Source organism: Petrotoga sp. 9PWA.NaAc.5.4 (assembly GCF_002895485.1).
In the GTDB taxonomy this organism is placed as follows: domain Bacteria; phylum Thermotogota; class Thermotogae; order Petrotogales; family Petrotogaceae; genus AZRK01.
Genome location: NZ_AZRK01000002.1, coordinates 231,780 through 254,411 on the forward strand (window position 1 = coordinate 231,780; position 22,632 = coordinate 254,411).

The window sequence follows — 22,632 nt, forward strand, 5'->3', positions numbered from 1 at the left end:
CCCCTCTTCTTCGTTAGATGTGGCGAAAAAGTAAAAAAAATCATATTCTACGAGGATTAGAGTTGAGGAGGTATTTTTGAAAAAACTAAGATTCAAGATATTTATAGAATCTGAGTTTTATAATTTCTAAAGTGACTATAATTATAATATAAGGAGGAAAATAATTGAGACCTTATGACATAATAGATAAGAAAAAGAATGGTTTTGCCAATACAAAAGAAGAAATAGAATTTATGATCAATGGTTATTTGAATGAAGAAGTTCCTGATTATCAAGTGGCAGCCTGGTTAATGGCAATTTATTTTAAGCATATGAATGAAGAAGAAAGTTACAATCTTACGGAAATTATGCTAAAAAGTGGGGATAATATAGATCTTTCCAAAATTAACGGGAAAAAAATAGATAAACATTCTACCGGAGGAGTTGGAGACAAAACCACTATAGCAATCGCTCCTATGGTAGCAACTCTTGGAGTTAAAGTTGCAAAATTGTCTGGAAGATCCTTAGGTCATACAGGTGGAACAATTGATAAATTAGAGGCCATCCCTGGATTTAAAACCAATTTAAATGTTGATGATTTTTACAAAATAGCAAATAAAGTTGGATTAGTAATAGCTGGACAAACTGCTAATATAGCCCCTGCAGATAAAAAGCTTTATTCCTTACGAGATGCTACTGCTACTGTAGATGAACTTTCACTAATTGCTTCGAGTATAATGAGCAAAAAACTTGCTGTTTTAAGTGATGGTATAGTATTGGATATAAAGGTTGGCTCAGGTGCTTTTATGAAAGATTTAGAAGAAGCAAGAAACCTTGCAAAAATCATGATGAGTATTGCAAAAAAGCATAATAGAAAAGCAGTATCAGTTTTAACGAATATGGATCAACCATTAGGTGAAACTGTAGGGAATTCTTTGGAAGTCTTAGAAGCAATAAATACAGTTAAAGGAAAAGGTCCTGATGATTTTAGTGAGATTTGTATAGAAATTGCTGCTTATATGGCTGAGTTATCTGATATAATATCTTATAATAAGGCAAAAGAGAAATTGCTGTTTAATATTGAAAAAGGAATAGTTGCAGATAAAATGAAAGAATGGATAAAAGCTCAAGGGGGAGACGAGAACGTTGTAGATTTTCCCGAAGAAATATTGAATATTTCTTCAAAAACTTTAGACTTTAAAGCAACAAAATCAGGATATATATCGAAAATAGACACAGAAAAAGTTGGATTAGCTTCAATGTCTTTAGGTGCGGGCAGAAAAACAAAAGAAGATTCCATAGATCTTTCTGTTGGTATAAAGATATTGAAGAAACTTGGTGATAAAGTTGAAAAAGGCGATGCGATAGCTAAGCTATACATTTCAGACAAAAGTGATGTTGATAAGACCTTTTCACTTTTAAGTTCAGCATATTCAATTCATCCAGAAATTTCTGATAAACTTAACAAAAAGATAATATATGATGTAATTTTCTAATAGATACTTTAGAAATTAAGAACTTTGAAGAATAGGTTTTGAATTTAAAGTGAGTTCGGAGCGAAGTCCCAATCTCATCTTCTTTGATATAAGTACCGAAAAAGTTAGAAAAACAGATAATTAATGAGCTTTAAAAATATGGAAGTATTTTTGGAAAAGTTGAGATTGAAAACAATTGTAGAATCTGGGTTTCAAAATCTCTAAAAAGAGTATCTTTTTCTAAAGCATGGAGGATTAGTTTGAATGAAAAAAACTTTTTTAGTTAGTGTTTTATTTTTATTATTAACTTCTATTCTTTCAGCAGACGCAATTTTTCTTTTTCAAAACAAATTACCTGTTCATGTTGAAACAATAAAAAATCAAGGTAGTTTTTATATCAATGTGGAAGAACTAACGAAATACGATTCTATGATCATAAATAAAACTTCAAGAGTAATTTACATTATTTACAAAAAAGATGTTTTGGAAATTAGTTTGAATGATTTTTATTCGAAGATAAATTTTATTAATAAATATGATAATTCTGTAATATTAATAAATAACAAAACATATATAAGAGAAGATGTTTTATCATATTTTTTGAATTTAGATTATTTTAAAAGTTTGGAAGATATATTTTTTTATTCTGATTTGCCTAAAATAGTAGATTTAAAGGTAAGTACCAATGAAATAAGTGCCGTATTTGATACGTATTTAGATCACAGTTCTATAACTTTTACACAAATATCAAATACAAATGAGTATTTGTTGACTATGAAACCTATGTCTCAATTATTAATTGCTCCATCAAATGTAAATTATTCTTATTCAAACAACACAGTATATTTAAAGTTTAAGAGTGATTTTCTTTATGATGTTAATATACAAGGTAAAAACCTAAAAGTAACTGTTAAAAACGAACCAATTTCTCGAAGTGATGGACTCTTTGCAAATATTTCACAAAAAAAGGATTTTCAATATTCAGAAAAAGTTGAAGAAATAAACGGTGAAAAAATAAAAATTTATCAATTAGTTGTTGATCCTAAAAAATATGATATAAAGGTTGATTTAAACAATTTAGGAGTCTCTTACGATGTTAATAAATTTTTAAAGGAAAAAAATCCGCTTTTTTCTATAAATGCTTCTTTTTTTGATACACAAACATTACAGCCAATTGGAAATATCATGTCAGACGGAGAGTTGTTACATCTTAGTTCTTATTCAAGGCCTGCTCTTATAATTACTGAAGATAATAGGATCGACATAGATTACGTAAAATTAGAATTCTTAATAAGTATAGAAGATTTACTCTTTTGGGTTAAATCTATAAATTCAAATTGGAAAGGTGATGTAAAGCTATATACTCACCATTACAAAGGTAATATTTTAGAGACAGAGAAAGATTATTTATTTTTTTTGTTTAACTCAGATAATGAATTAATAGCTAAAAGGAAAGCTTATCCTGCAGAAAATGAAAAATTGCTTTTAATAGATAAAAAGTATGAAAAGTACGTAACAAATATTTCTTTAGGCTCTAAAATGGAGTTAACTTTGAATAAGAGTGAAAATTTGATAGAAAACCCTATTCTACTTTTAGAAGGCGGCCCTATTTTAATAAATGATGAATATAGCCAAGAGTTTTTAGACGCCGAAAAAAGAAGTTATTCCAACGGAATTATATATAGTAAAAGTCCAAGAACAGTTGTGGCAATAGATGATAAAAACATGTTAGTTCTTATGGTCATTGAAGGTTACGATAACCCTGAAATAGGGTTGACTTATGATGAAACGAAAAATTTATTGCTTAAACTTGGTAATTACAAGAAAGCTATGTTATTAGATGGAGGAAGTTCTTCCATAGTATATTACAACGGAGAAATTCAAAATTATAAAAATGGAAAAACAAGAACTAACATACCTGTCCTTTTGAGTGTTTACGAAAAATAGACTTATAAATGGAGGGATACTATGAGCAGTTATAATTCGCAAAACAAAAGAATCATAGGTTTTTTTGGTCATCATGGCTGTGGAAAAACCACCTTGATGGACGCCATTTTTTTAAATTATGCAAGTGCAGATCGAATAGGTCAAAGATATTTGGATACAGATCCGATTGAAAAAGAAAAAGGAGCAACTTTTTCTAATCATATAGTTTCTGTTGACCTCGAAGACTCGCGGCTTTATTTTTTTGATACTCCTGGTTCACTTGATTTTATAGGAGATATCCAAGTAGCTTTAAATGCTGTTGATAATGTAGTAATCGTTATCAATGCATCCTCAGGTGTAGAAGTTACTACCGAAAGAATTTGGAATATGGCAAAAGAATTGAATAAACCAATTACCTTCTTTATAAACCAAATGGACAAAGAAGGAGTTAACTTTCAAAAGGTCGTTCAAAATATAAGAGACAGGTTTGCTGATGGTGTAAAAATAGTACCTATTCAAGTTCCTATTGGAGAAGGTTCGAATTTTAAGGGGATTACAAGCCTTTTAACAAAAGAAGCATTTGTCTATGATTCTGCCTCTGGAAAAGTAAATCAACAAAACGATTTGCCTGAAGAAGCCAAAAAATATTTTGAAATGTATCATTCTGAACTAATAGAAGATGTCGTTGAAAACAACGAAGAACTTATGGAAAAATATTTTGAAGAAGGCGAAGAGAGCTTAAAAAATGAAGAAATATTTGAAACTCTTCATCAGTCTTACAGAATAGGAGAAATAGTACCCATTACTATAGGATCTTCTATAAAGAACATTGGAATTGATAGATTATTAAAAGCAATGATAAATTTTGGTTTAAATCCTTCTGAAAGGATATTCGAAACTGTTGATAATAAAGAAATTTCTTCTAATGATTTAGACTTTTTGTTAGGTTTCATAGTTAAAAATGAAGTGGATCCGTTTGTTGGCAAACTCACCTACATAAGAATTATCAGTGGATCTTTGAAAGGTGGATCAAACATTGTTATAGTAGAAGAATCAAGTAAAGAAAAAATTTCTCACATTAACATTCCAAGATTTCAAAAAAGTGAAGAAATTGAGGAAGCTACTGTAGGAGATATCGTAGTTATACCAAAATTAAGATCAAGTAAAATAAACGAAACTATTTCCGACAAAGAAGAAATACCTTATAAAATCAAACTTCCAGAATTTCCAGAACCCATGATTTCAAAATCTATAAATCCAAAATCACAAAATGAAATTGATAAAATAACTGATTCTTTAGCAAAGTTATCCGAATCTGATCCTACTTTTAAGTGGGAATTTGATTCGGAAACGGGAGAAACAGTTATTAGTGGAATGGGATCTATACATTTAGAAATTATGATAGAAAAATTAAAAAAGAATTTCGGAATAGATTTTCAAGTTGGTAAACCTAAAATTGCCTATAAAGAAACAATAAGGAGCAAGTCTCAAGCGGAATATAAACACAAAAAGCAAACCGGTGGTCATGGTCAGTATGGACATGTTAAAATAGAAATAGAACCTCTTGAGAGAGGTGCAGGATATGAATTTGTAGACAAAATTTTTGGAGGAGTGATTCCAAAAAATTTCATTCCTTCTGTTGACAAAGGTATAAGAGAAGCCATGAAAAAAGGAGTTTTAGCTGGTTTCCCTGTAGTAGATATCAGAGTAATTTTAGTTGATGGGTCCTATCATGAAGTAGATTCTTCAGATATTTCATTCCAAATAGCAGCGAGGAATGCTTTTAAAATTGCTATGGAAAGTGATAATCCTGTGATTTTAGAACCTATGATGAACGTAGAATTTTTTGTACCAACAGAATATACAGGTGATGTAATGGGTGAAATTACCGCAAAAAGAGGAAGACCTATGGGTATGGAATCAATGGGAAAAGGATACGATAAGATTTTAGCTCAAATTCCTCTTTCCGAGATGTTGGATTTTTCGCCTAAATTAAGTTCCATAACATCTGGGAAAGCTTATTTTAATATGAAATTTTCTCACTATTCAGAAGTCCCTCCAGAAACACAAAATAAAATAATTGAAGAAAGAAAAAGAGAAGAAGCGTAAAAGAAATAAAAAAGGGGCTGTTGCCCCTTTTGTTTTAGGTATTTCAGAAAAGAGGATTTTTGGAAAATAAATTTTTGAATTTATAATGGGTTCAGGGCGGAGCTCTCCCCTCTTTCATTAGCTATACGTGGCGAAAAAGTAAAAAAATTCATAGTTAGTAAGGGTTAGAGTTGAAGAGGTATTTTTGAAAAAACTAAGATTAAAAACATTTATAGAATCGGAGTTTTATAATTTTTAAACTGAGTAAACTGAATATTTAAAAGGAGGTTAATTTAATGTCTATTTCAACAAAAGCTGGAGATAAAGGTGAAACTTCTCTTTGGAGTGGCGAAAGAGTTCCTAAGGATAATATAAGGGTAGAAGCATATGGAACTATAGATGAATTGAATGCTTTTTTATCAGATGCAAAACATTATGTTAAATCTCAAAAAGTTCAACAAATATTAAAGGAAGTACAAAATGATTTATTTAAAATAGCAGGAGAATTGGCATCCAAATCCAAATCATATGTACATCCTATAGAAGAAATCGATGTAGAAAGAATAACTAACTATGTTTACGGATTTGAAGGGGAATTAAATTTAAAAGGATTCGTAATTCCTGGTAATACATTACAATCATCTAAATTAGATATTTGTAGAACAATTGCGAGAAGAGCCGAGCGCAGAATAATAACGTTGGATAGGAATGAAAAAGTATCTGAAACTTTAAAAAAGTATATAAATAGGCTTTCTGATTTGTTATTTATAATGGCAAGATTTGAAGAAAATTTAGAAGGTAAAGTAGAATATAAAAAATGGTGAAAAAATATGTTTTGTTTAAAATTAGAATTGAAAATTAGACTTTTTTCAGTGAATTCTCTTAAAGAAAAAAGAACTATAGTGAAGTCATTGACAAATAATCTAAGGAAAAAATATAACATTTCTGTATTAGAAGGTAATCATAATGATTCTAAAAATTATTTAGGAATATTTGTTGCCTCTCTAAGTCAAAGTAGAGATTATTTGCTTAATTTAATAGAACAAATAGAAGAAGAGATAGAAATGTTACCGGGATTAGAAATTGAAGATGAGAATTATTTGATATTTTAATTCATCAAAGCAAGTAAAGTCCCTGCATTTAAAAAATATGGTTTTTTAAGAAATAATATTTGAATTTGTAATAAATTTAATAAATTAGGTACTTTAGAAATGATAATTTTTCAGAAAATAAGCTTTTGAATTTAAAACAGGTCCAGGGCGAAGCTTCGCTTGTGGTTGATTTTTCAAAAGTGTTTGACGATTTTGAATTTAAAACGGGTCTAGGGCAGAGCCCTCTCCCTCTTTCTTCGATACAAGTACCGAAAAAGTTAAAAAAATTCAGAGTTATTGAGGCTTAGAACTGAAGAGGTATTTTTGAAAAAATTTAAAACTAAAATATTGACAAAACTTAATTTTTAAAATTTCTAAAGTGTATATTAATAAATTATAAGGAGGGTAACCTTTGCAAATTCGAAAAATCGTAGATGATTTAGAAAGATATTTAATAATAATGATAAAATCAGAGAAAAGATTAAAACATATATATAACGTTCTTGAATTCTCCAATACGTTAGCTGAAATACATAGTATTTCAAATGAAAAAGTCAAAATTGCAGCTCTTTCCCATGATTTATTTCGTGAAGTAAAAGCTTTTAAATTACTAAAAATTGCAGAAGTCTATGAAATACCTATCACAGAATTTGAAAGAAATAGGCCGATTCTCTTACATGGGATGATTAGCGCAGAATTTTTGAGAAGAAAATACAAAATAGATGATGAAATTTATGAAGCTGTGTATTACCATACAAGTGGTTATGAATTTATGGGAAAAATAGGTAAAGTACTTGTTATTTCTGATTCAGCCTCTGATGACAGAGATTTTAAAGGAGTGGAAGAACTAAGAAAAATCTCATTAAACTCTTTGGATGATGGGTATAAATTTGTTATAAAAAACAAAATCAGTTACTCTTTATTAAAGGATCGCTATATATTAGAACATACTTGCAAAACTTGGAATCGTATTTGTGGATTAATATAGTTTTCTATTTTCCACCTATACCATAAATATTTTCTCTGTTATCCAAAACGTAGATTCTGTTGCTTGAAGGAAGGAATACAAGAGGATCATAAAGTTTGTCTGCTTTTTTTACTTCAAAATGCAAATGGGGACCCGTGCTTAATCCTGTATTACCTACTCTTGCTATCAGCTGACCTTTTCGAACATATTGTCCCTCATAAACGCTTATTTTTGAGAGATGACCGTATATATAATTAGTGTCACCTGATTCTATCTCTATCATTAAACCGTATCCACCATTTTCACCCGTAAATACAACCTTACCAGATTCAGCTGCGAATACCGGTGCTCCTTGAGGAGAAGAAAGATCAACTCCTTTATGCAAAGAATATTCGCCAGTTATAGGATGGACTCTCCATCCATAGGAAGAAGAAATAGTACCATACACAGGCCATATAATATCTTTTTCTTTGTTAAAACCTTTTCCTATTATACTTGTAGGTATGAACAATTTTTGGCCAACATAAACATTGGTATTAGAAAGTTTGTTAGACTTCATTATGTCTTCTACACTTGTAAAGAAGAGTTTTGCTATATAAGTAAGAGTATCACCCTTTTCAACTTCATAAACAAAACCATCTGGTTGAGGAATCTTTAAAATCTGCCCTACTTTTAAATTTTTTGGAGAAATATTGGAATTCCAATCTAAGATAGTAGAGATAGAAACATCATATTTGCTTGAAATACTGTATAAAGTATCATTGGGTTGAACAACATGATCAACAATCGAATAATAAGAAAAAAGTGAAACATAAAAAATAAAAAGCAGGGATACCACTAACTGCCTTTTGTGAAAAGAATTCAAAGAAGTCTCCCCCTCTACATAAGATAATAAGAAAGAAGTTAACTATTAGATTATATCATATAAATTATTTTTTTAGTAAAATATTAACGAAAAAAAGGTAAATAAATTATATCGATTTTATTTTTTTAATCCTACAATTATTGTTTTATAGTGGAGTTCTATAAAGAATAGCAGTTTATCTAAATCTTTTTCCTTTAGAGCTTTAAATATATTTTTATGGTTTTCTAAAGTTTTTTTATTATAGGTATTAGTAAATAAATAATCTTCTTTCAAAACTTTCCAATATTTCTCATGCATAAAATTTGTTAAATAATTCAAAAAATTTTCTATAACTGAATTTTTTGAATATTGTGCATAGATTTGATGAAAATTGTAATCTTGTTCTAAAACACTGTTTAAATCTTTAGATTGTATAGATCTCTTAAACTCAAAAAGGATCTCTTCTATTTTATCTATTAATAACTGATCTGAGTTCTTAATAACCAAAGAAGCAATAGCTTTTTCTATTATTTTCCTGCTTTCTATTAAATCATCAATATCATAATTTGGCAACGTTATTTCAAAAGAAGAATTTTTTGGATAATTTCGCACAAAATTACCGCTTCCCTGGATACTTTCAACCACATTTATTGCCTTTAAATAACTTACAACTTCTCTGATAACTATTCGAGAAACATTGTATTGTTTTGCTAAGATTCTTTCCGAAGGAAGTTTATCTCCTATTTTTATTTTTGATTCTTCTATTTGTTTTAAAAGGTCTTCTATAATTTCTTTACTTTTACCATCCTTTTTAAAACCTTTTATTTCATCTATATTCACAATCACTTTCGCACCTCTTCTGACAGCTATAAAACTATTAATATTTAAAAATCCTTATATCAATTCTTTCTTTAACTCTACTATTTCCTTATCCAAATCAGGATCAACAGGCAAATTTTTCCTTTTTTCTTCAAGATATTTTATCAATTTTTTGTGCTTTTTCGAATCAAGTGGATACTTAATGGCAGCTATGATTCCAAAAATTAATAAAATCACCGGAACAAACGCGATAATAAATCGTAGAGCAAAAATGAAAGATTCTGGTTGAAGTTGTTCGACTCCGTCTATTGGGTTCACAAATCCCGCTACCCCCAATACAAAAGTTACTCCCGCAACCGCTAATCCGGACGCAACTTTTCTAATAAAAGTCATAAGGCCACTCAAACTTCCCTCTTCTCTTTTACCGAATCTTAGTTCTGCTACATCTGTAACATCTCCAAACATCGTATGTGGCATAACTGCAACACCAGAAACGCCCGCGCCTATTATTGCTGCCATTAGAATTACTTGAAAAGTACTCACATTGCGAGAAAAACTAAATAATATGACGCTCGCTATGCACCATACTATTGCTCCCAATATATAAGAAATATTTTTAGAAGTTTTTTTGGCGACAAATGCGTAAAAAGGGATAAATAGTATTTCTGAGATAAAAAGTGCCCCTAAAGCAATTGGTAACAATCCTTCATTTCCTAAATAATATTTAGTATAATAAGCGAAGATGGTAGATACAACATCTATGGATAAATATGCTAAAAGATATAAAGTTATCAAAAGTCTAAAGGTTTTTATCTTAAAAGGTTCAAAAAACATACTTAAAAAGTTGAAAGAGCTTCTTTCATGCTCAAATTCTTTTCTTTCTCTTGTAAATAAAAAGACGCCGATCCATGGAAGAGAAAAAATAAGTCCAAAAGTAATAGCCATTGCAATGTATCCTTTTCTTACATCATCGAAAGCATTAACAATCAACATAGGTAAAACAGCACAAGCTAAACCAGAACCGATCGAAAAAGCTAATCTATAAGAATTAAGAGAAGTTCTTTCATTGTAGTCAAGGGTTAGTTCTGCACCTAAAGCGGTATAAGGTGTCATAACCATCGTAATAACTGTAGTAAAAATTAAATAAGCCGAAAGAGCATACAAAAATTTTCCCAATTGATTTGGAAAGTTCACTGGATACCAAAGCATGAAAAAAGAAATGAATATCAAAAAAATCCCCGCTAAAAAGTATGGTCTTCTCCTTCCAAATTTTGTTCTTGTATTATCAGAAATATAACCCATCATAGGATCAGTTAGGGCATCCCATATCTTACCAATCAATAAGATAGGCGCAATATACTGCATTTTCAATCCGACAACATCGGTTAAAAATATTGCGTAAAAAAAATTGATAATGTTGAACGCTCCGCCCCCGTATATATCCCCTGAAGCATAAAAAAGCTTAGTTTTTAAAGATAGCTTTTCACTCTCCATTATTTTCTCCCCTTATGTAATATTTCTTGGATATATTTTACCACTATTTTATAGTTTTAACACATTTATTATTAAAAGCTACCCTTTTATTCCACCGCTCAGTCCTTCAATCAAATACTTCTGAAAAGTTAAAGTAATTATAAAAATGGGAATCAACATCAATGTTCCTGCTGCAGCCAACTGTCCCCATTGAGGAGCATATTGACCCATAAACCCGTTTATTACAACAGGCGCTGTTTTAGCTTGAGTACTTGTTAAAACTAAAGCATATAAAAATTCGTTCCATGACATCATAAAAGTAAAAACTCCTGCAACAACTAATCCTGGACCAACGAGAGGCAAAAAAATTTTCCAAAAGATTTTTCTTTTGTCACATCCATCTACCAAAGCTGCTTCTTCATATTCTATCGGGACACCTGAGAAAAAGGGAAGAAGCACCCATATAACATAAGGAATATTAAAACTCATATGAGCAAAAATTAAAGCCGTTAAAGTATCCGTTAATCCTAAAGATCTAAACATCATAAAAAGTGGAATAGCCAAAGAAATTTGGGGTATCATTCTTGAAATAAGAAAAGAATATGATAGAACCTTTCTGTACCTAAACCTGAATCTTGCTATTGCATACGAAGCCATTGCTCCCACTAATAATGAAATAGTAGTAGATAATGTACTTACGATAAGACTATTCTTAATACCTAAAAGAATGTCTTTCCTCTGGAATATTTTTTTATAACTATCTAAGCTAGGTCTAAAACTAAAAGGATTTGCTGACCATATATCTATATCTTTTTTAAATCCGTTTATAATTATAATTGCTATTGGAAATAATTCTATAATTAAAATTATAATACTCAACAATATAAGAAAATTTTTTTTAATTTGTTTTTTCTTCATGTCATCATCCCCCTATAAGTTAATCTATGTCTATGTTTCTTCTAACTAGTAATATGGCTATTATTAAACTTATTATTATCAAAATAACTCCCATAGCAGAAGCATATCCTATATTAAAGTATCTAAAGGCTTGTTTATAAATATACAAAGACAATAATGTTGTTGCGTTTCCTGGACCACCTTCAGTCATAACAAAAACTTCTGAAAAAATACGTAAAGCATCAATAAGCCTTAATAATAGAGCTGTAGTTATAGTTGGTCTTAATAAAGGAACTATTATTTTTAATGTTTTATTCCAAAATCTTGCCCCATCTAAATCTGCAGCTTCTAATAAGGAAGTTGGTATATTAATAAGACCTGAATATAGAAACATGAACATAAAAGGCCACATTCTCCAAATATCTTGAATAATCACAAAAGCATAAGCACTTCCCGGTTTTGCAAGCCAAGCGGTTTGTGGCAAACCCAATTTAGTTAATATAAAGCTTATCGCTCCATACTCCGGTTGAAGCATTAAACGCCACGTTAATCCAGATAAAACTGGTAAAACAAAAACAGGTAAAAGCAAAAGGCTCCTTATCCATTTAACACCTTTAAACTCTCTGTTTAAAAGGATTGCAACAAAGAAACCTATTATCAGTTCTAAAGGTATAGCTATAAATATAAATCCTAATTGCAGTAAAAGGGCATGCCAAAATTCTTTATCTTGGAATATTCTTATATAATTAGATATTCCTATAAAACCCCTGGAGGTTTCATCCACAAGAGGCCAATTAAAAAAAGATATTCCTACGGCATATAGAATTGGATAAATCAAAACAACTCCAACTAAGATTAAAGCAGGTAATATAAAATAGAGTACAGGGGACTTTTCCCCTGTACCCTTTCTTTTAATAACCATATCTTACAAGCACCTCGTTGACTCCTTTTATAATATTATCTATAGCTACTTCCGGTGTAAGTCTGCCAGTTACTCCTGCTAACCAATTAACTTTTATAACATCAGATATTTCTGCATAATGTTCGAATCTTGGCCTTGAAACAGAATAATTCATTGACTCAAAAATTCCCAAGAAATAAGGTTTCTCAGAAACAAATTCTGGAGCCAATAAAAGATCTCTTCTTGCAGGAGTCATTCCAGCTTTTACTAAATCTTTTCCAGCTTCATAAGAAGACCACCAATAAGCGAATTCTGCAGCAGCAGCTTGATTTTTAGATGCTTTTGGTATTCCTAACATCCATGTTCCTCTTATGGCTGCTTTTTTTGCTGGTCCGGCAGGAGGCGCACTATAATGTATTTTTCCCGCAGCAACAGATTTTTCAAAATCTTCGTGATCTGGAATCATAGCAGGCCATTGGAACATAGAAAAAACTTTTCCTTGATTAAAGTAAGCTATCCTTTCTGAATGTCCCATGTCTTGCCAACCAGGAGGTGCATATTTACAAAGCTCTTTGTACATATTCATTGCTTGAATAGCTTTTTCTTTGTCTAAAACAACCTTGTAACTGTCACCATTTTTTTCTAATACATTCGTGCCGTATGCTTCGAACATAAAAATTGCTTCGCATGTAGCTCCTTCAGCGTTTTTCGTGAAGGGAGCAAAACCATATATCCCTTTACTTGATAAGAATTTACTAATATCTAATAACTGGTCAAAGGTTTTGGGTATATCTAATTCATATCCATATTGTTTGTGAAATTCTTCTTTATATTTGTAATTATTTACAATATCCTTTCTTGTCATCCAAACGTACACATTGCCATTTATCGGAAGTCCTCTATATTCACCATTCCAATATGAGCCTTCTGCGACTCCCGAAATCAAATCTGTTTCAAGATCTATTTTTTCGAAAACCTTACCTTCTGGCCAGTCTGAATAGGGTATAAAAAGATTTCCAAACTGTGGTATAAAAGGTTCGTCTACAGCAACTAAATCGTAATCAGTTTTATTCATAGAGACAGATAAGGCAGTTTTTTCAAGCATCGAACCACTTGGTAATCTTTCCAAAATTACTTTTATCCCTGTCTTATTCTCAAAGTCTTTAATCATTGAATCAACGGCTATGGTTAATGCATCGTCCCAAACTAATACTTTTATTGTAGTTCCTTTGTAAGGCTGAGAAAATAAAGACGTTCCAAACAATAAAAAAACTACCAACAAAAAAGATAATACCTTTTTCATAAAAATTACCTCCTTTCAAGATGGAATGCTACATTTTTATTTTATCACTGGTAATACCTTTATGCAACTGTAAAAATTTTTAATTAGCTGTAATAAGAAACAATTATCGCTTTTTATATCTAATTATTCAACAGTTTCTTATATAATCTTCTTTTTTCTAAATTTGACAAAAAAATTTAAAGTGATATAATGGTATTACCAGTAATTTATGATGAGAACAGTAACAAAGTCTACACTTTAGAAATATTAATTTTTCAGAAAGTAAGCATTTGAGTTTATGGCGGTTCATAGCGTTTTAGAATTTCTAAAGGCAGTATAAAAAAACAGCGACTTTAGAAATGAGAATTTTCTAAGAATAAAATTTTGAATTTAAAATGGGTCCAGGGTGGAGTCCTTCCCCCCCTTTGGTTACAGGTAGCAAAGAAGTTAAAGAAATTCATAGTTAGTAAGTATTAGAGTTATAGAGGTATTTTTAAAAAAATTTAAAACTAAAAGCTTGGTAAAACTTAAGTTTTGGGATTTCTAAAGTAGGTATAAAAAAGAAAAAAGGAGGAGGTTGATTAATGAAGTTATTCCTTGATAGCGCTAAAATAGAAGAGATAACCTATGCTATTGAAAAATGGGGAATAGAAGGAGTAACAAGTAATCCAAAGCACATAAAAAATTCAGGAAAAACTATGGAATATTTCATGAATGAAGTTAAAAACATTGTAGAAGGAACAGATATTACAGTAAGTGTAGAAATAAATCCACACCTAAATAATGCCGAAGAAATGCTAAAAGAAGCAGAAAAAATTGCGGGCATTTCAAAAAACTTTGTTATTAAAATACCTGCTACCGAAGAAGGGCTTTATGCTTTGAAAAAGTTGAGCGGAACCGAAATTAAAGTAAATGCTACTTTAGTTTTTAATTCGTTTCAGGCTTTACAAGCCGCTCGAATGGGAGCTTACTATATAAGTCCATTTTTAGGTTGGAGAGAAGAAAGAGGAGAAACAAATATAAACTATATTTCTGATATAGTTAACGCTGTTCACAATTATGGTTTTAAATCTCAAGTGTTAGTCGCAGCAATAAGGAATGCCAAACAGATAACGGAAGCTATCAATGCTAAAGCTGATATTTTAACCGCGGGATTTGAGGTATATAAAAATGCTTTCGGGACGCCTTACACTAAAATGGGATTAGAAATATTTAGTGAAGCTTGGGATGCAATAAAAAAACAGGGGGAATTAAAATGAAAGAATATAGATTTTTAGTTCATGAAGAGGGAGATAGTGTTGGTGTAGTAACTAGTGATTTAAAAGCTGGTGAAACAATAATAGGAAAAAATTTAGAAAAAGATATAGAATATGAGATAAAAGTTTTAGAAGAAATTCCCTTAGGTAATAAAGTTGCGTTAAAAGATATAAAAGAGGGAGAAGAAATAATAGAATACGGTGAAAAAATTGGAGTAGCAACCAAACCAATTAAAAAAGGCGAAAGAGTTCATGTGCACAATATAAAAAGTATTAGGTGGGGAGGTAAAGTTAATGAATAATAAAATTTTGGGATACATTAGAGAAAATGGTAAAGTCGGTGTAAGAAATCATGTATTAATAATTCCTGTTGATGACATTTCTAATTCTGCAGCAATAGCAGTAGAAAATATAATACATGGAACAATAGCAATTCCTCATCATTACGGGAGACTTCAATTTGGAAGAGATTTAGATTTGTTCTTTAAAACTATGATTGGAACAGGAAGTAACCCAAATGTGGCAGCGGTGATAGTAGTAGGAATAGAACCAAATTGGACAAATAGAATTGCTCAAGGTATTGCTGAAACTGGCAAGCCGGTGGAAGCTTTTTATATAGAGAAAAATGGTGAATTAAAAACAATAGAAAAAATGGCAAGGTCAGCTTTGAAATTAGTAGAGTACGCAACAGGTTTAAAAAAAGAATGGGTTGATTTTTCTGAACTCACAATAAGTTTAAAATGTGGAGAATCTGACACAACCTCAGGCTTAGCTTCAAACAGAACTGTTGGTAGATTTGTTGAAAGATTTTTAGAAGCTAATGGAACAGTGCTTTTCGGAGAAACAACAGAATTAACAGGTGCTGAGCATATCATCGCCCAGCGTTTTAAAAAAGAAGAAGATAGAAATAAGTTCTTAAAAATGTTCAATGATTACCAAGAATTAATAAAAGAACAAGGTGTCGACTTATTAGGCTCACAACCTACCGAAGGTAATATTGCCGGTGGTTTAAGTACAATTGAAGAAAAAGCTCTCGGAAACATTCAAAAGATTGGAAATGCAAGAATTGATAGTGCTTTGGATTATTGTGAACAACCAGTTGGAAAAGGTTTGCATTTTATGAACACTTCTTCAGCCGCTGCTGAAGCTGTTACTTTATTTGCAGCTACAGGTGCGGTCATACATCTGTTTCCCACTGGCCAAGGAAACATTATTGGTAACCCTATTGAACCTGTTTTGAAAATAACAGCTAACCCTAAAACAGTAAATTATATGTCAGAACATATAGATTTGGATGTTTCTGGATTACTGAAGTTAGATGGTACTTTAGATGATTATGCCGATAAATTGTGGAATAAAATAGTTGAAACAGCAAATGGGAAGTTTGTAAAAGCTGAGATACTAAAACATAGAGAATTTGTTTTAACAAAATTATTTCCAAGTGCGTGAATGAAATATGAGACAAATAAAAATTCCGTATGGCAAAAGTGAGATAGCATTGAAGATCAAAAATGAAATAGTTGATATAATAGAAAAAAAAGAAAAAAGAAACAAAAAATTAAGCCAAAAAGAAATAAAAGACAAAATAAAAGAATTTATAAAAATTCTCTCGTTAGAAGAAAAAAAGAATATAGCAATTGCTATACCTGATATTACAAGGCCAAAAATTCCCGAAGAATTTTTAAGGCTTATCTTAGAAAATTTGTTAAACAATTTCCAGGGGAACATAAAAATTTTTGTAGGGACAGGTTTACACAGTTTTAAAACGTCTGATATAAATTTACTTATACCAAAAGAGTTTAAAAATAATCAAAGGCTTAAAGTGTATTTCCATAATGCAAAATCTGAAAATAATGTCTATATTGGAAAAACAAAAAGAGATACTCCAGTATTTATAGAAAAAGAGTACTATACAAGTGATTTAAAAATTGTAATAGGGGTAGTTGAACCTCATCAATTTGCAGGATTTTCAGGAGGAGCTAAAGGAGCGGTTATAGGGTTAGGTGGAGAGCAAACTATATCAAAAAATCATTCTCTAATTCTCGATTTTAATTCTAAAATAGGTAAAATAGTAGATAATCCTTTGCGAGAAGATATTGACGAAGCAGGAAAAATTATAGGAGTAGATTTTTTAATAAATATAATTATGAATAATAACAATGAAATCATGGAATTATTTTGTGGTCAGCATCCCTATTCACATAGAGAAGCTGTAAAATATATTGAAAATTTTATAGGAGTACCTATAGAGAAAAAATATGACTTGGTTATCGCTTCTCCGGGAGGATTTCCAAGAGATATAGATCTTTACCAAGCTCAGAAGGCTTTGACTACAGCTCATTTTTTTTGTAAAAACAAAGGTTCAATATTACTCGTTGCAGAATGCAGCAGGGGAATAGGAGAGAAAAGCTTTTTAGATCTTATCAAAAGATTTAAATCTCCAGAGTTACTTGTAAAAAACTTTGATTTTGATAACTTTAAAGTTGGTCCTCACAAAGCTTTAATATTTGCTAAGTTAGCTTTAAATAATGAATTGTTTCTATATTCAGAAAATGTAAGAGATGAACTTAAAGGTACCTTTATAACTCCAATAAAAGATTTAAAAAGATTTATTGAAGATTTTGGCGAAGATAAAGAAATCTGTATTTTGCCCAAAGCGATTCAGATATTACCTTTGGAAGGAGGAAGTAATTGAAATGGAAATGATTGTTGGTGGAAAAAAAGTAAGCAAAGCAAAAACCTTAAAAGTTTACAATCCATATAGTGGAGAAATAGTTGATGATGTCCCTGATGGTGACATTAACGATGTAGAAAATGCAATTAATTCAGCCATAGAGGGTAAAAAGATAATGAAAGATCTTCCTTTGCATAAGAGAGTAGAAATTTTAGAAAACGTATCTACTTTGCTTTTAGAAAGAGAAAAAGAATTATCGGAAACAATAGTAAAAGAAGTTGGAAAAACAATAAAAGAAGCTAAAAATGAAGTTATAAGAACTTCTGAATTGTTTAGGTACGCTGCAGAAGAGGCAAAAAGAATTCATGGAGAAACACTTCCCTTTTCTTCTTTAAAAGGCTCGGAACATAAAAGAGGATACTATGTGTTGGAGCCTATTGGCATAGTAGGTGCAATAACTCCCTTCAATGTTCCACTTTCTTTAGCCGCGCACAAAGTTGCTCCAGCGATAGCTGCTGGTAACGCTGTAATCTTAAAACCGGCTACTCAAACACCTCTTAACGCCCTAATATTAGGAGAATTACTATTAGAAGCAGGAATGCCAGAAAAAGCTTTAAGTGTTCTAACAGGTAGAGGTAGTATTGTTGGGAATGCAATAGTAAAAGATCCACGGATAAGATTTTTAAGTTTTACAGGAAGTGTCGAAACGGGAGAATACATATGTCAAAATGCTGGAATGAAAAAGATAGGACTGGAATTAGGTTCTAATTCTGCTTTAATTGTTATGGATTCTGCAGACTTAGACAAGGCTACTCAAGCAACTGTAGATGGGGGTTTTTCTCTTGCGGGACAAGTGTGCATCTCAGTTCAAAGAGTTTTTATACAAGAAAAAGTATACGAAGAGTTTATAAACAAACTTGTTGAAAAAACAAAAAGGATCATATTAGGAGATCCTATGGATGAAAAAACAACAATGGGACCTGTAATAGATGAACAAAATGCTCAAAGAATTGTGGAATGGATTCAAGAAGCAGAAGTCAAAGGTGGGAAAATTGTAACTGGTGGTAAAAGAAATTATACTTTGATAGAACCAACAATAGTTATAGATACACCTTTAGAAACAAAAATTATGCAAAATGAACTTTTTGGACCAGCTGTTGCTCTTCGAAAAATTAAATCATTACAAGAAGCAATAGACCTAACAAATCGAAGTATTTATGGACTCCAAGCAGGTGTATTTACAGAGAAAATAAGTGAAGCTTTCAAAGCTGCAGAAGAAATTGAAGCAGGTGGAGTTATGATAAATGAAGGGCCAAGATATAGAGCTGATTTTATGCCTTACGGAGGATACAAAAAGAGTGGAATTGGAAGAGAAGGAATAAAATTTGCTATTGAAGAAATGTCTGAAATGAAAGTAATTTGTTTTGATCTAAAGGAGTGAAATATGTGAAAGAAAATATAAATTTGGGAATGATCGGTTTTGTAAGAAACACTTACGATGTTTCAAAAGGTCAAGAAATTTACGATGAAGAATTGGGTAAACTTAAAAATCGGATCGAGAACATAAACCTTTTTGGTTGGAATAAAGTTGTTGAGTATCCTCAAGAGTTAGACGAAGCCATTAAATACTTTAAAAAAAGTGATTTAGATGCAATTATCTTAATGAGCTCTACCTTTCATTTAGGGCAATTAGCTATTATGACAGCAAAAAGTTTAAACATTCCGATGTTAATTTGGGCGCTACCAGAACCACCGTATGATGGAGGAAGGGTTAGACTTAATTCTTTAGTAGGAGCACATTTAGATTGTTCTAATCTTTATAAATCAGGTTTTGATAACTTCGAATTTTTATATGGACAAATGTCTGACAATAATTTTTATAATAAAATAAACGTCTGGATAGATACTGTTAGAATAGTTAAAAAGTTGAAAAATATTAAAATAGGTTTAATAGGGAATCATGCTCAAGGTTTTTATAACATTGATGTATACGAACCTGAAATAGTAAAAGAATTTGGTGCAGAAATAGAATATGTACCTTTAAACACTGTATTTTCAATTAAAGCAAAAAGTGAAGACATTAAAAATGAAATGGATGAAATCAAACGTATCTATAATTTTGGAGAAAATATGACAGAAGATAGATTAGAAAAAGTTGCAAATCTTTCTTTGTCTTTAAAAAATTTAGAAAATCAAAATAAATTCAATGTCATGGCTATAAGATGTTGGCCAGAATTTGGTAATACTTATGGAATTTCTCCTTGTGCTTCTATGTCTTACTTTATGGGTGAACATATTCCCGTTGCATGTGAAGGTGATATAGAGGGAGCTTTAGGAATGTCGGCATACAAAGCAATTGGTTGTGATCAAATATTTTTAGCAGATATTAGTCAAATCTTTGAGGAAGAAAGCAGCTTATTATTATGGCATTGTGGTGTTGCACCATATAATTTATGGGATGAAAAATCAGAAAAAACTTTGGATAAATATTTTGCAGGAGGGCGTGGAGTTACTGCAGGCTTTGTATTAAAACCAGGACCAGTAACTATTTCAAGAATAGACTATGCAAGAGGGAAATTTAGATTATTAGTTGTAGAAGGAGAAGCGATACCTACAAGGAAAAACTTAAAAGGTACTTTCGTGAAAGTAAAAATTCCTAATGCAAAAATTTTTACTGAAAACATTATTTCCAAAGGTTTTTCACATCATGTAGTATTAGGATATGGAAACTATGTACAGATTTTAAAAAACTTTGCAAAAATTAAACATTGGGAAGTTTTCGAATAATTTGCTTTTAAAATCTATATAAGGATAGTGTTATTGATGAACATAATATCAGAAAGGGGTTCTTTCAAAATTTTTATTAAAGATTTTGAATTATTTAATTCAAACCAAATTTTTTATGGTAGCGGATACCCTAAAATAAGAGAAAACCATGGACACTTCAAAATACACGAGAAAAAGGTTATAAAAGAGACTGAAAGTACGAACATAAAAATATTAAATTCAGAAGAATCTTCAGTCGCAATAAAAATAGAAATTCCTCAAAAATTCAACAGAATAATGATCAAAATTAATGCTTTTGAGTTAGAGCAAATTTTTGGAGGAGGAGAGCAATATACCCATGTCAATTTGAAAGGGAAAAAATTCCCTATTTGGGTTCAAGAACAAGGTGTCGGAAGAGGTCATGATTTAATTTCATTGGCAACTAAAATAAAGGGTATTAGTGGAAGTTGGTATAGTACTTATTTCCCTTCACCTATTTTTCTATCGACTATGGGGTATGCCTTAATCTTTGAAACATATTCTCCCCTAATAGTAGACTTAAAAAGAAAAATATCACTCTTTGAAATTTGGGACAATCAAGTAAAGATCATAATAATGCAGGGAGAAAGTATTAGGGAATTACGCCAAAAAATAAAATCTCATTTCAATTTGTTACATACATTACCTGATTGGATTCATGGAACAATTATCGCTTCTCAAGGAGGTACAGAAATTTTATCAAAGAAAGTTGACTTACTGACACAAAAAGAAGTTCCACTTAGTGCTGTTTGGTGTCAAGATTGGTCAGGAACTAATAGAACATCTTTTGGGAGACAAGTTTATTGGAATTGGGAATATGACAATAACTCTTATAAAAACTTACCTCAAAAAATTCAAGAATTAAATACTCAAGGTATTAAGTTTCTTTCTTACATAAATCCTTTTCTCATCGAGGGAAGTAGATTATTTAACATTGCGAAAGAAAAAAACTACTTTGTAAAAAATTCTCAAGGGGAGATTTATAAGATTTATGTTACAACTTTTCCTGCCGGACTTATAGATTTAACTAACAAAGATGCTTATAATTGGTACAAAGAAATCATTAAAAACAATATGATAAACATAGGTACCTCAGGGTGGATGGCTGATTTTGGTGAATATTTACCAATCGATGCAGTTTTATTTTCTAAAGGAGATTCTATTAAATACCATAATAAATATTCCGTTGATTGGGCTAAACTAAATTATGAAGCCATTGTAGAATCTAAAAAAGAGGATATTATTTTCTTTATGAGATCTGGATATTTAGATTCAGTCTCATATTGTCCAGTGTATTGGGCAGGAGATCAAAACGTTAATTGGAGTAAAAGTGATGGAATCGCTTCTATTATTCCAGCAGGTTTAAGCTCTGGGCTTGGAGGTGTAGATTTTTTTCATTGGGATGCTGGAGGATATACCTCTTTATTGTGGATGAAAAGAACACCCGAACTATTTATGCGTTGGATAGAATTAAGTGCATTTTCTTTAATTATGCGAACACACGAAAGTAATAGACCAGATAGAAATATTCAGTTCGATTCCAACGAAAAAATTTTTAAACATTTTATTTGGATGTCAAAAGTTCATTATTCTTTAAAAAATTATTTAAAATACCAAATTAAAGAAAGTTTAGAGCAAAAATTGCCTGTTATGAGGCCTCTATCTCTCAATTATCCAGAAGATATAAAAAGCTATACGCAACTTTATCAATACATGTTAGGTAGAGACTTATTAATAGCGCCTATTTTATCTAAGAAGAAAAATGAGCGACAAGTTTACTTACCACCTGATAACTGGGTGTATCTGTGGAACCATAAAAAATATTCAGGCAATAAATATATTAAAGTAAAAGCTACTATAGGATACATTCCAGTTTTTATCAAAGAAAGTTCTCCTTATGTTGATCAGATAATTTTTGAAATTGAACAATTAAGAGAAAAACTTAATATAGATACCGAAATTTTTTGTTAATAGTTTTATTAAGAAATTTCACAATTATATTTTATATTCTTAATTATTTGGCTTTAACCTGCCATAATCCATTATAAAAGAGTTTGACTATATTTTTTATAAATGTTAAAATAATAAAAGGCTGGATAAGAATATAGAAAAGCCTAATAGTATCGGTTTCATTATTCTGATATTATTGGGCTTT

19 protein-coding genes are annotated in these 22,632 nt (G+C 30.7%); 13 read left to right on the top strand and 6 right to left on the bottom strand.

Annotation, left to right across the window (positions count from 1 at the left end):
• Positions 1 to 164 precede the first annotated feature (164 nt).
• The 6 genes from X924_RS02465 to yqeK all read left to right on the top strand — a co-directional run bounded on the left by X924_RS02465 (position 165) and on the right by yqeK (position 7,547).
• Positions 165 to 1,475, top strand: a complete 1,311-nt coding sequence (locus X924_RS02465; protein ID WP_121957361.1) for a thymidine phosphorylase — start codon at positions 165 to 167, stop codon at positions 1,473 to 1,475.
• 243 nt (positions 1,476 to 1,718) lie between these two features.
• A complete protein-coding gene (locus tag X924_RS02470; RefSeq protein ID WP_121957362.1) occupies positions 1,719 to 3,401 on the top strand; it encodes a phosphodiester glycosidase family protein in 1,683 nt (560 codons plus the stop codon).
• Between the two features lie 21 nt (positions 3,402 to 3,422).
• Positions 3,423 to 5,489: an elongation factor G gene (fusA, locus tag X924_RS02475; protein ID WP_121957363.1), complete on the top strand. Its 2,067-nt coding sequence runs from the start codon at positions 3,423 to 3,425 to the stop codon at positions 5,487 to 5,489.
• Between the two features lie 275 nt (positions 5,490 to 5,764).
• Complete coding sequence (locus X924_RS02480; RefSeq protein ID WP_121957364.1) at positions 5,765 to 6,292, top strand: cob(I)yrinic acid a,c-diamide adenosyltransferase; 528 nt, start codon at positions 5,765 to 5,767, stop codon at positions 6,290 to 6,292.
• A 6-nt stretch (positions 6,293 to 6,298) separates the two neighbouring features.
• Positions 6,299 to 6,580, top strand: a complete 282-nt coding sequence (locus X924_RS02485; protein WP_121957365.1) for a DUF503 domain-containing protein — start codon at positions 6,299 to 6,301, stop codon at positions 6,578 to 6,580.
• A 391-nt stretch (positions 6,581 to 6,971) separates the two neighbouring features.
• Positions 6,972 to 7,547: a bis(5'-nucleosyl)-tetraphosphatase (symmetrical) YqeK gene (yqeK, locus tag X924_RS02490; protein WP_121957366.1), complete on the top strand. Its 576-nt coding sequence runs from the start codon at positions 6,972 to 6,974 to the stop codon at positions 7,545 to 7,547.
• Positions 7,548 to 7,551: 4 nt separating this feature from the next.
• Here the strand turns inward: yqeK and X924_RS10410 are convergent, their stop codons facing one another.
• The 6 genes from X924_RS10410 to X924_RS02520 all read right to left on the bottom strand — a co-directional run bounded on the left by X924_RS10410 (position 7,552) and on the right by X924_RS02520 (position 13,763).
• Complete coding sequence (locus X924_RS10410; RefSeq protein WP_304528437.1) at positions 7,552 to 8,391, bottom strand: LysM peptidoglycan-binding domain-containing protein; 840 nt, start codon at positions 8,389 to 8,391, stop codon at positions 7,552 to 7,554.
• Between the two features lie 117 nt (positions 8,392 to 8,508).
• The gene (locus X924_RS02500) at positions 8,509 to 9,216 is read right to left on the bottom strand and encodes a FadR/GntR family transcriptional regulator (RefSeq protein WP_121957367.1); all 708 of its coding nucleotides are present in this window, start codon (positions 9,214 to 9,216) and stop codon (positions 8,509 to 8,511) included.
• Between the two features lie 48 nt (positions 9,217 to 9,264).
• The gene (locus X924_RS02505; RefSeq protein ID WP_121957368.1) at positions 9,265 to 10,683 is read right to left on the bottom strand and encodes an MFS transporter; all 1,419 of its coding nucleotides are present in this window, start codon (positions 10,681 to 10,683) and stop codon (positions 9,265 to 9,267) included.
• Positions 10,684 to 10,761: 78 nt separating this feature from the next.
• Positions 10,762 to 11,580, bottom strand: a complete 819-nt coding sequence (locus tag X924_RS02510; RefSeq protein WP_121957369.1) for a carbohydrate ABC transporter permease — start codon at positions 11,578 to 11,580, stop codon at positions 10,762 to 10,764.
• Between the two features lie 19 nt (positions 11,581 to 11,599).
• The gene (locus X924_RS02515; RefSeq protein ID WP_121957370.1) at positions 11,600 to 12,481 is read right to left on the bottom strand and encodes a carbohydrate ABC transporter permease; all 882 of its coding nucleotides are present in this window, start codon (positions 12,479 to 12,481) and stop codon (positions 11,600 to 11,602) included.
• Positions 12,471 to 13,763, bottom strand: coding sequence for an extracellular solute-binding protein (locus X924_RS02520; RefSeq protein WP_121957371.1), 1,293 nt, complete (start codon positions 13,761 to 13,763; stop codon positions 12,471 to 12,473). Before X924_RS02520 ends, X924_RS02515 begins: the two co-directional genes overlap by 11 nt.
• 563 nt (positions 13,764 to 14,326) lie before the next feature.
• Here X924_RS02520 and X924_RS02525 point away from each other — a divergent pair.
• Genes X924_RS02525 through X924_RS02555 form a run of 7 tightly spaced genes read left to right on the top strand, consistent with a single transcriptional unit; the run spans position 14,327 to position 22,448 of the window.
• Positions 14,327 to 15,001, top strand: coding sequence for a transaldolase family protein (locus tag X924_RS02525; RefSeq protein ID WP_121957372.1), 675 nt, complete (start codon positions 14,327 to 14,329; stop codon positions 14,999 to 15,001).
• Positions 14,998 to 15,300 carry a UxaA family hydrolase gene (locus tag X924_RS02530; RefSeq protein WP_121957373.1) on the top strand — a complete coding sequence of 101 codons (303 nt, stop codon included), beginning with the start codon at positions 14,998 to 15,000 and terminating at the stop codon, positions 15,298 to 15,300. The genes X924_RS02525 and X924_RS02530 overlap by 4 nt, the downstream gene beginning before the upstream one ends.
• Positions 15,293 to 16,447, top strand: coding sequence for a UxaA family hydrolase (locus X924_RS02535; protein WP_121957374.1), 1,155 nt, complete (start codon positions 15,293 to 15,295; stop codon positions 16,445 to 16,447). The genes X924_RS02530 and X924_RS02535 overlap by 8 nt, the downstream gene beginning before the upstream one ends.
• A gap of 7 nt (positions 16,448 to 16,454) precedes the next feature.
• A complete protein-coding gene (gene larA / locus X924_RS02540) occupies positions 16,455 to 17,693 on the top strand; it encodes a nickel-dependent lactate racemase (RefSeq protein ID WP_121957375.1) in 1,239 nt (412 codons plus the stop codon).
• A 1-nt stretch (position 17,694) separates the two neighbouring features.
• Positions 17,695 to 19,113, top strand: a complete 1,419-nt coding sequence (locus X924_RS02545; RefSeq protein ID WP_121957376.1) for an aldehyde dehydrogenase family protein — start codon at positions 17,695 to 17,697, stop codon at positions 19,111 to 19,113.
• 5 nt (positions 19,114 to 19,118) lie between these two features.
• A complete protein-coding gene (locus X924_RS02550) occupies positions 19,119 to 20,459 on the top strand; it encodes an L-fucose/L-arabinose isomerase family protein (RefSeq protein ID WP_121957377.1) in 1,341 nt (446 codons plus the stop codon).
• Between the two features lie 36 nt (positions 20,460 to 20,495).
• Positions 20,496 to 22,448 (top strand): alpha-glucosidase, encoded by a 1,953-nt coding sequence (locus tag X924_RS02555; RefSeq protein ID WP_121957378.1) that lies wholly within the window; start codon positions 20,496 to 20,498, stop codon positions 22,446 to 22,448.
• Positions 22,449 to 22,632 lie beyond the last annotated feature (184 nt).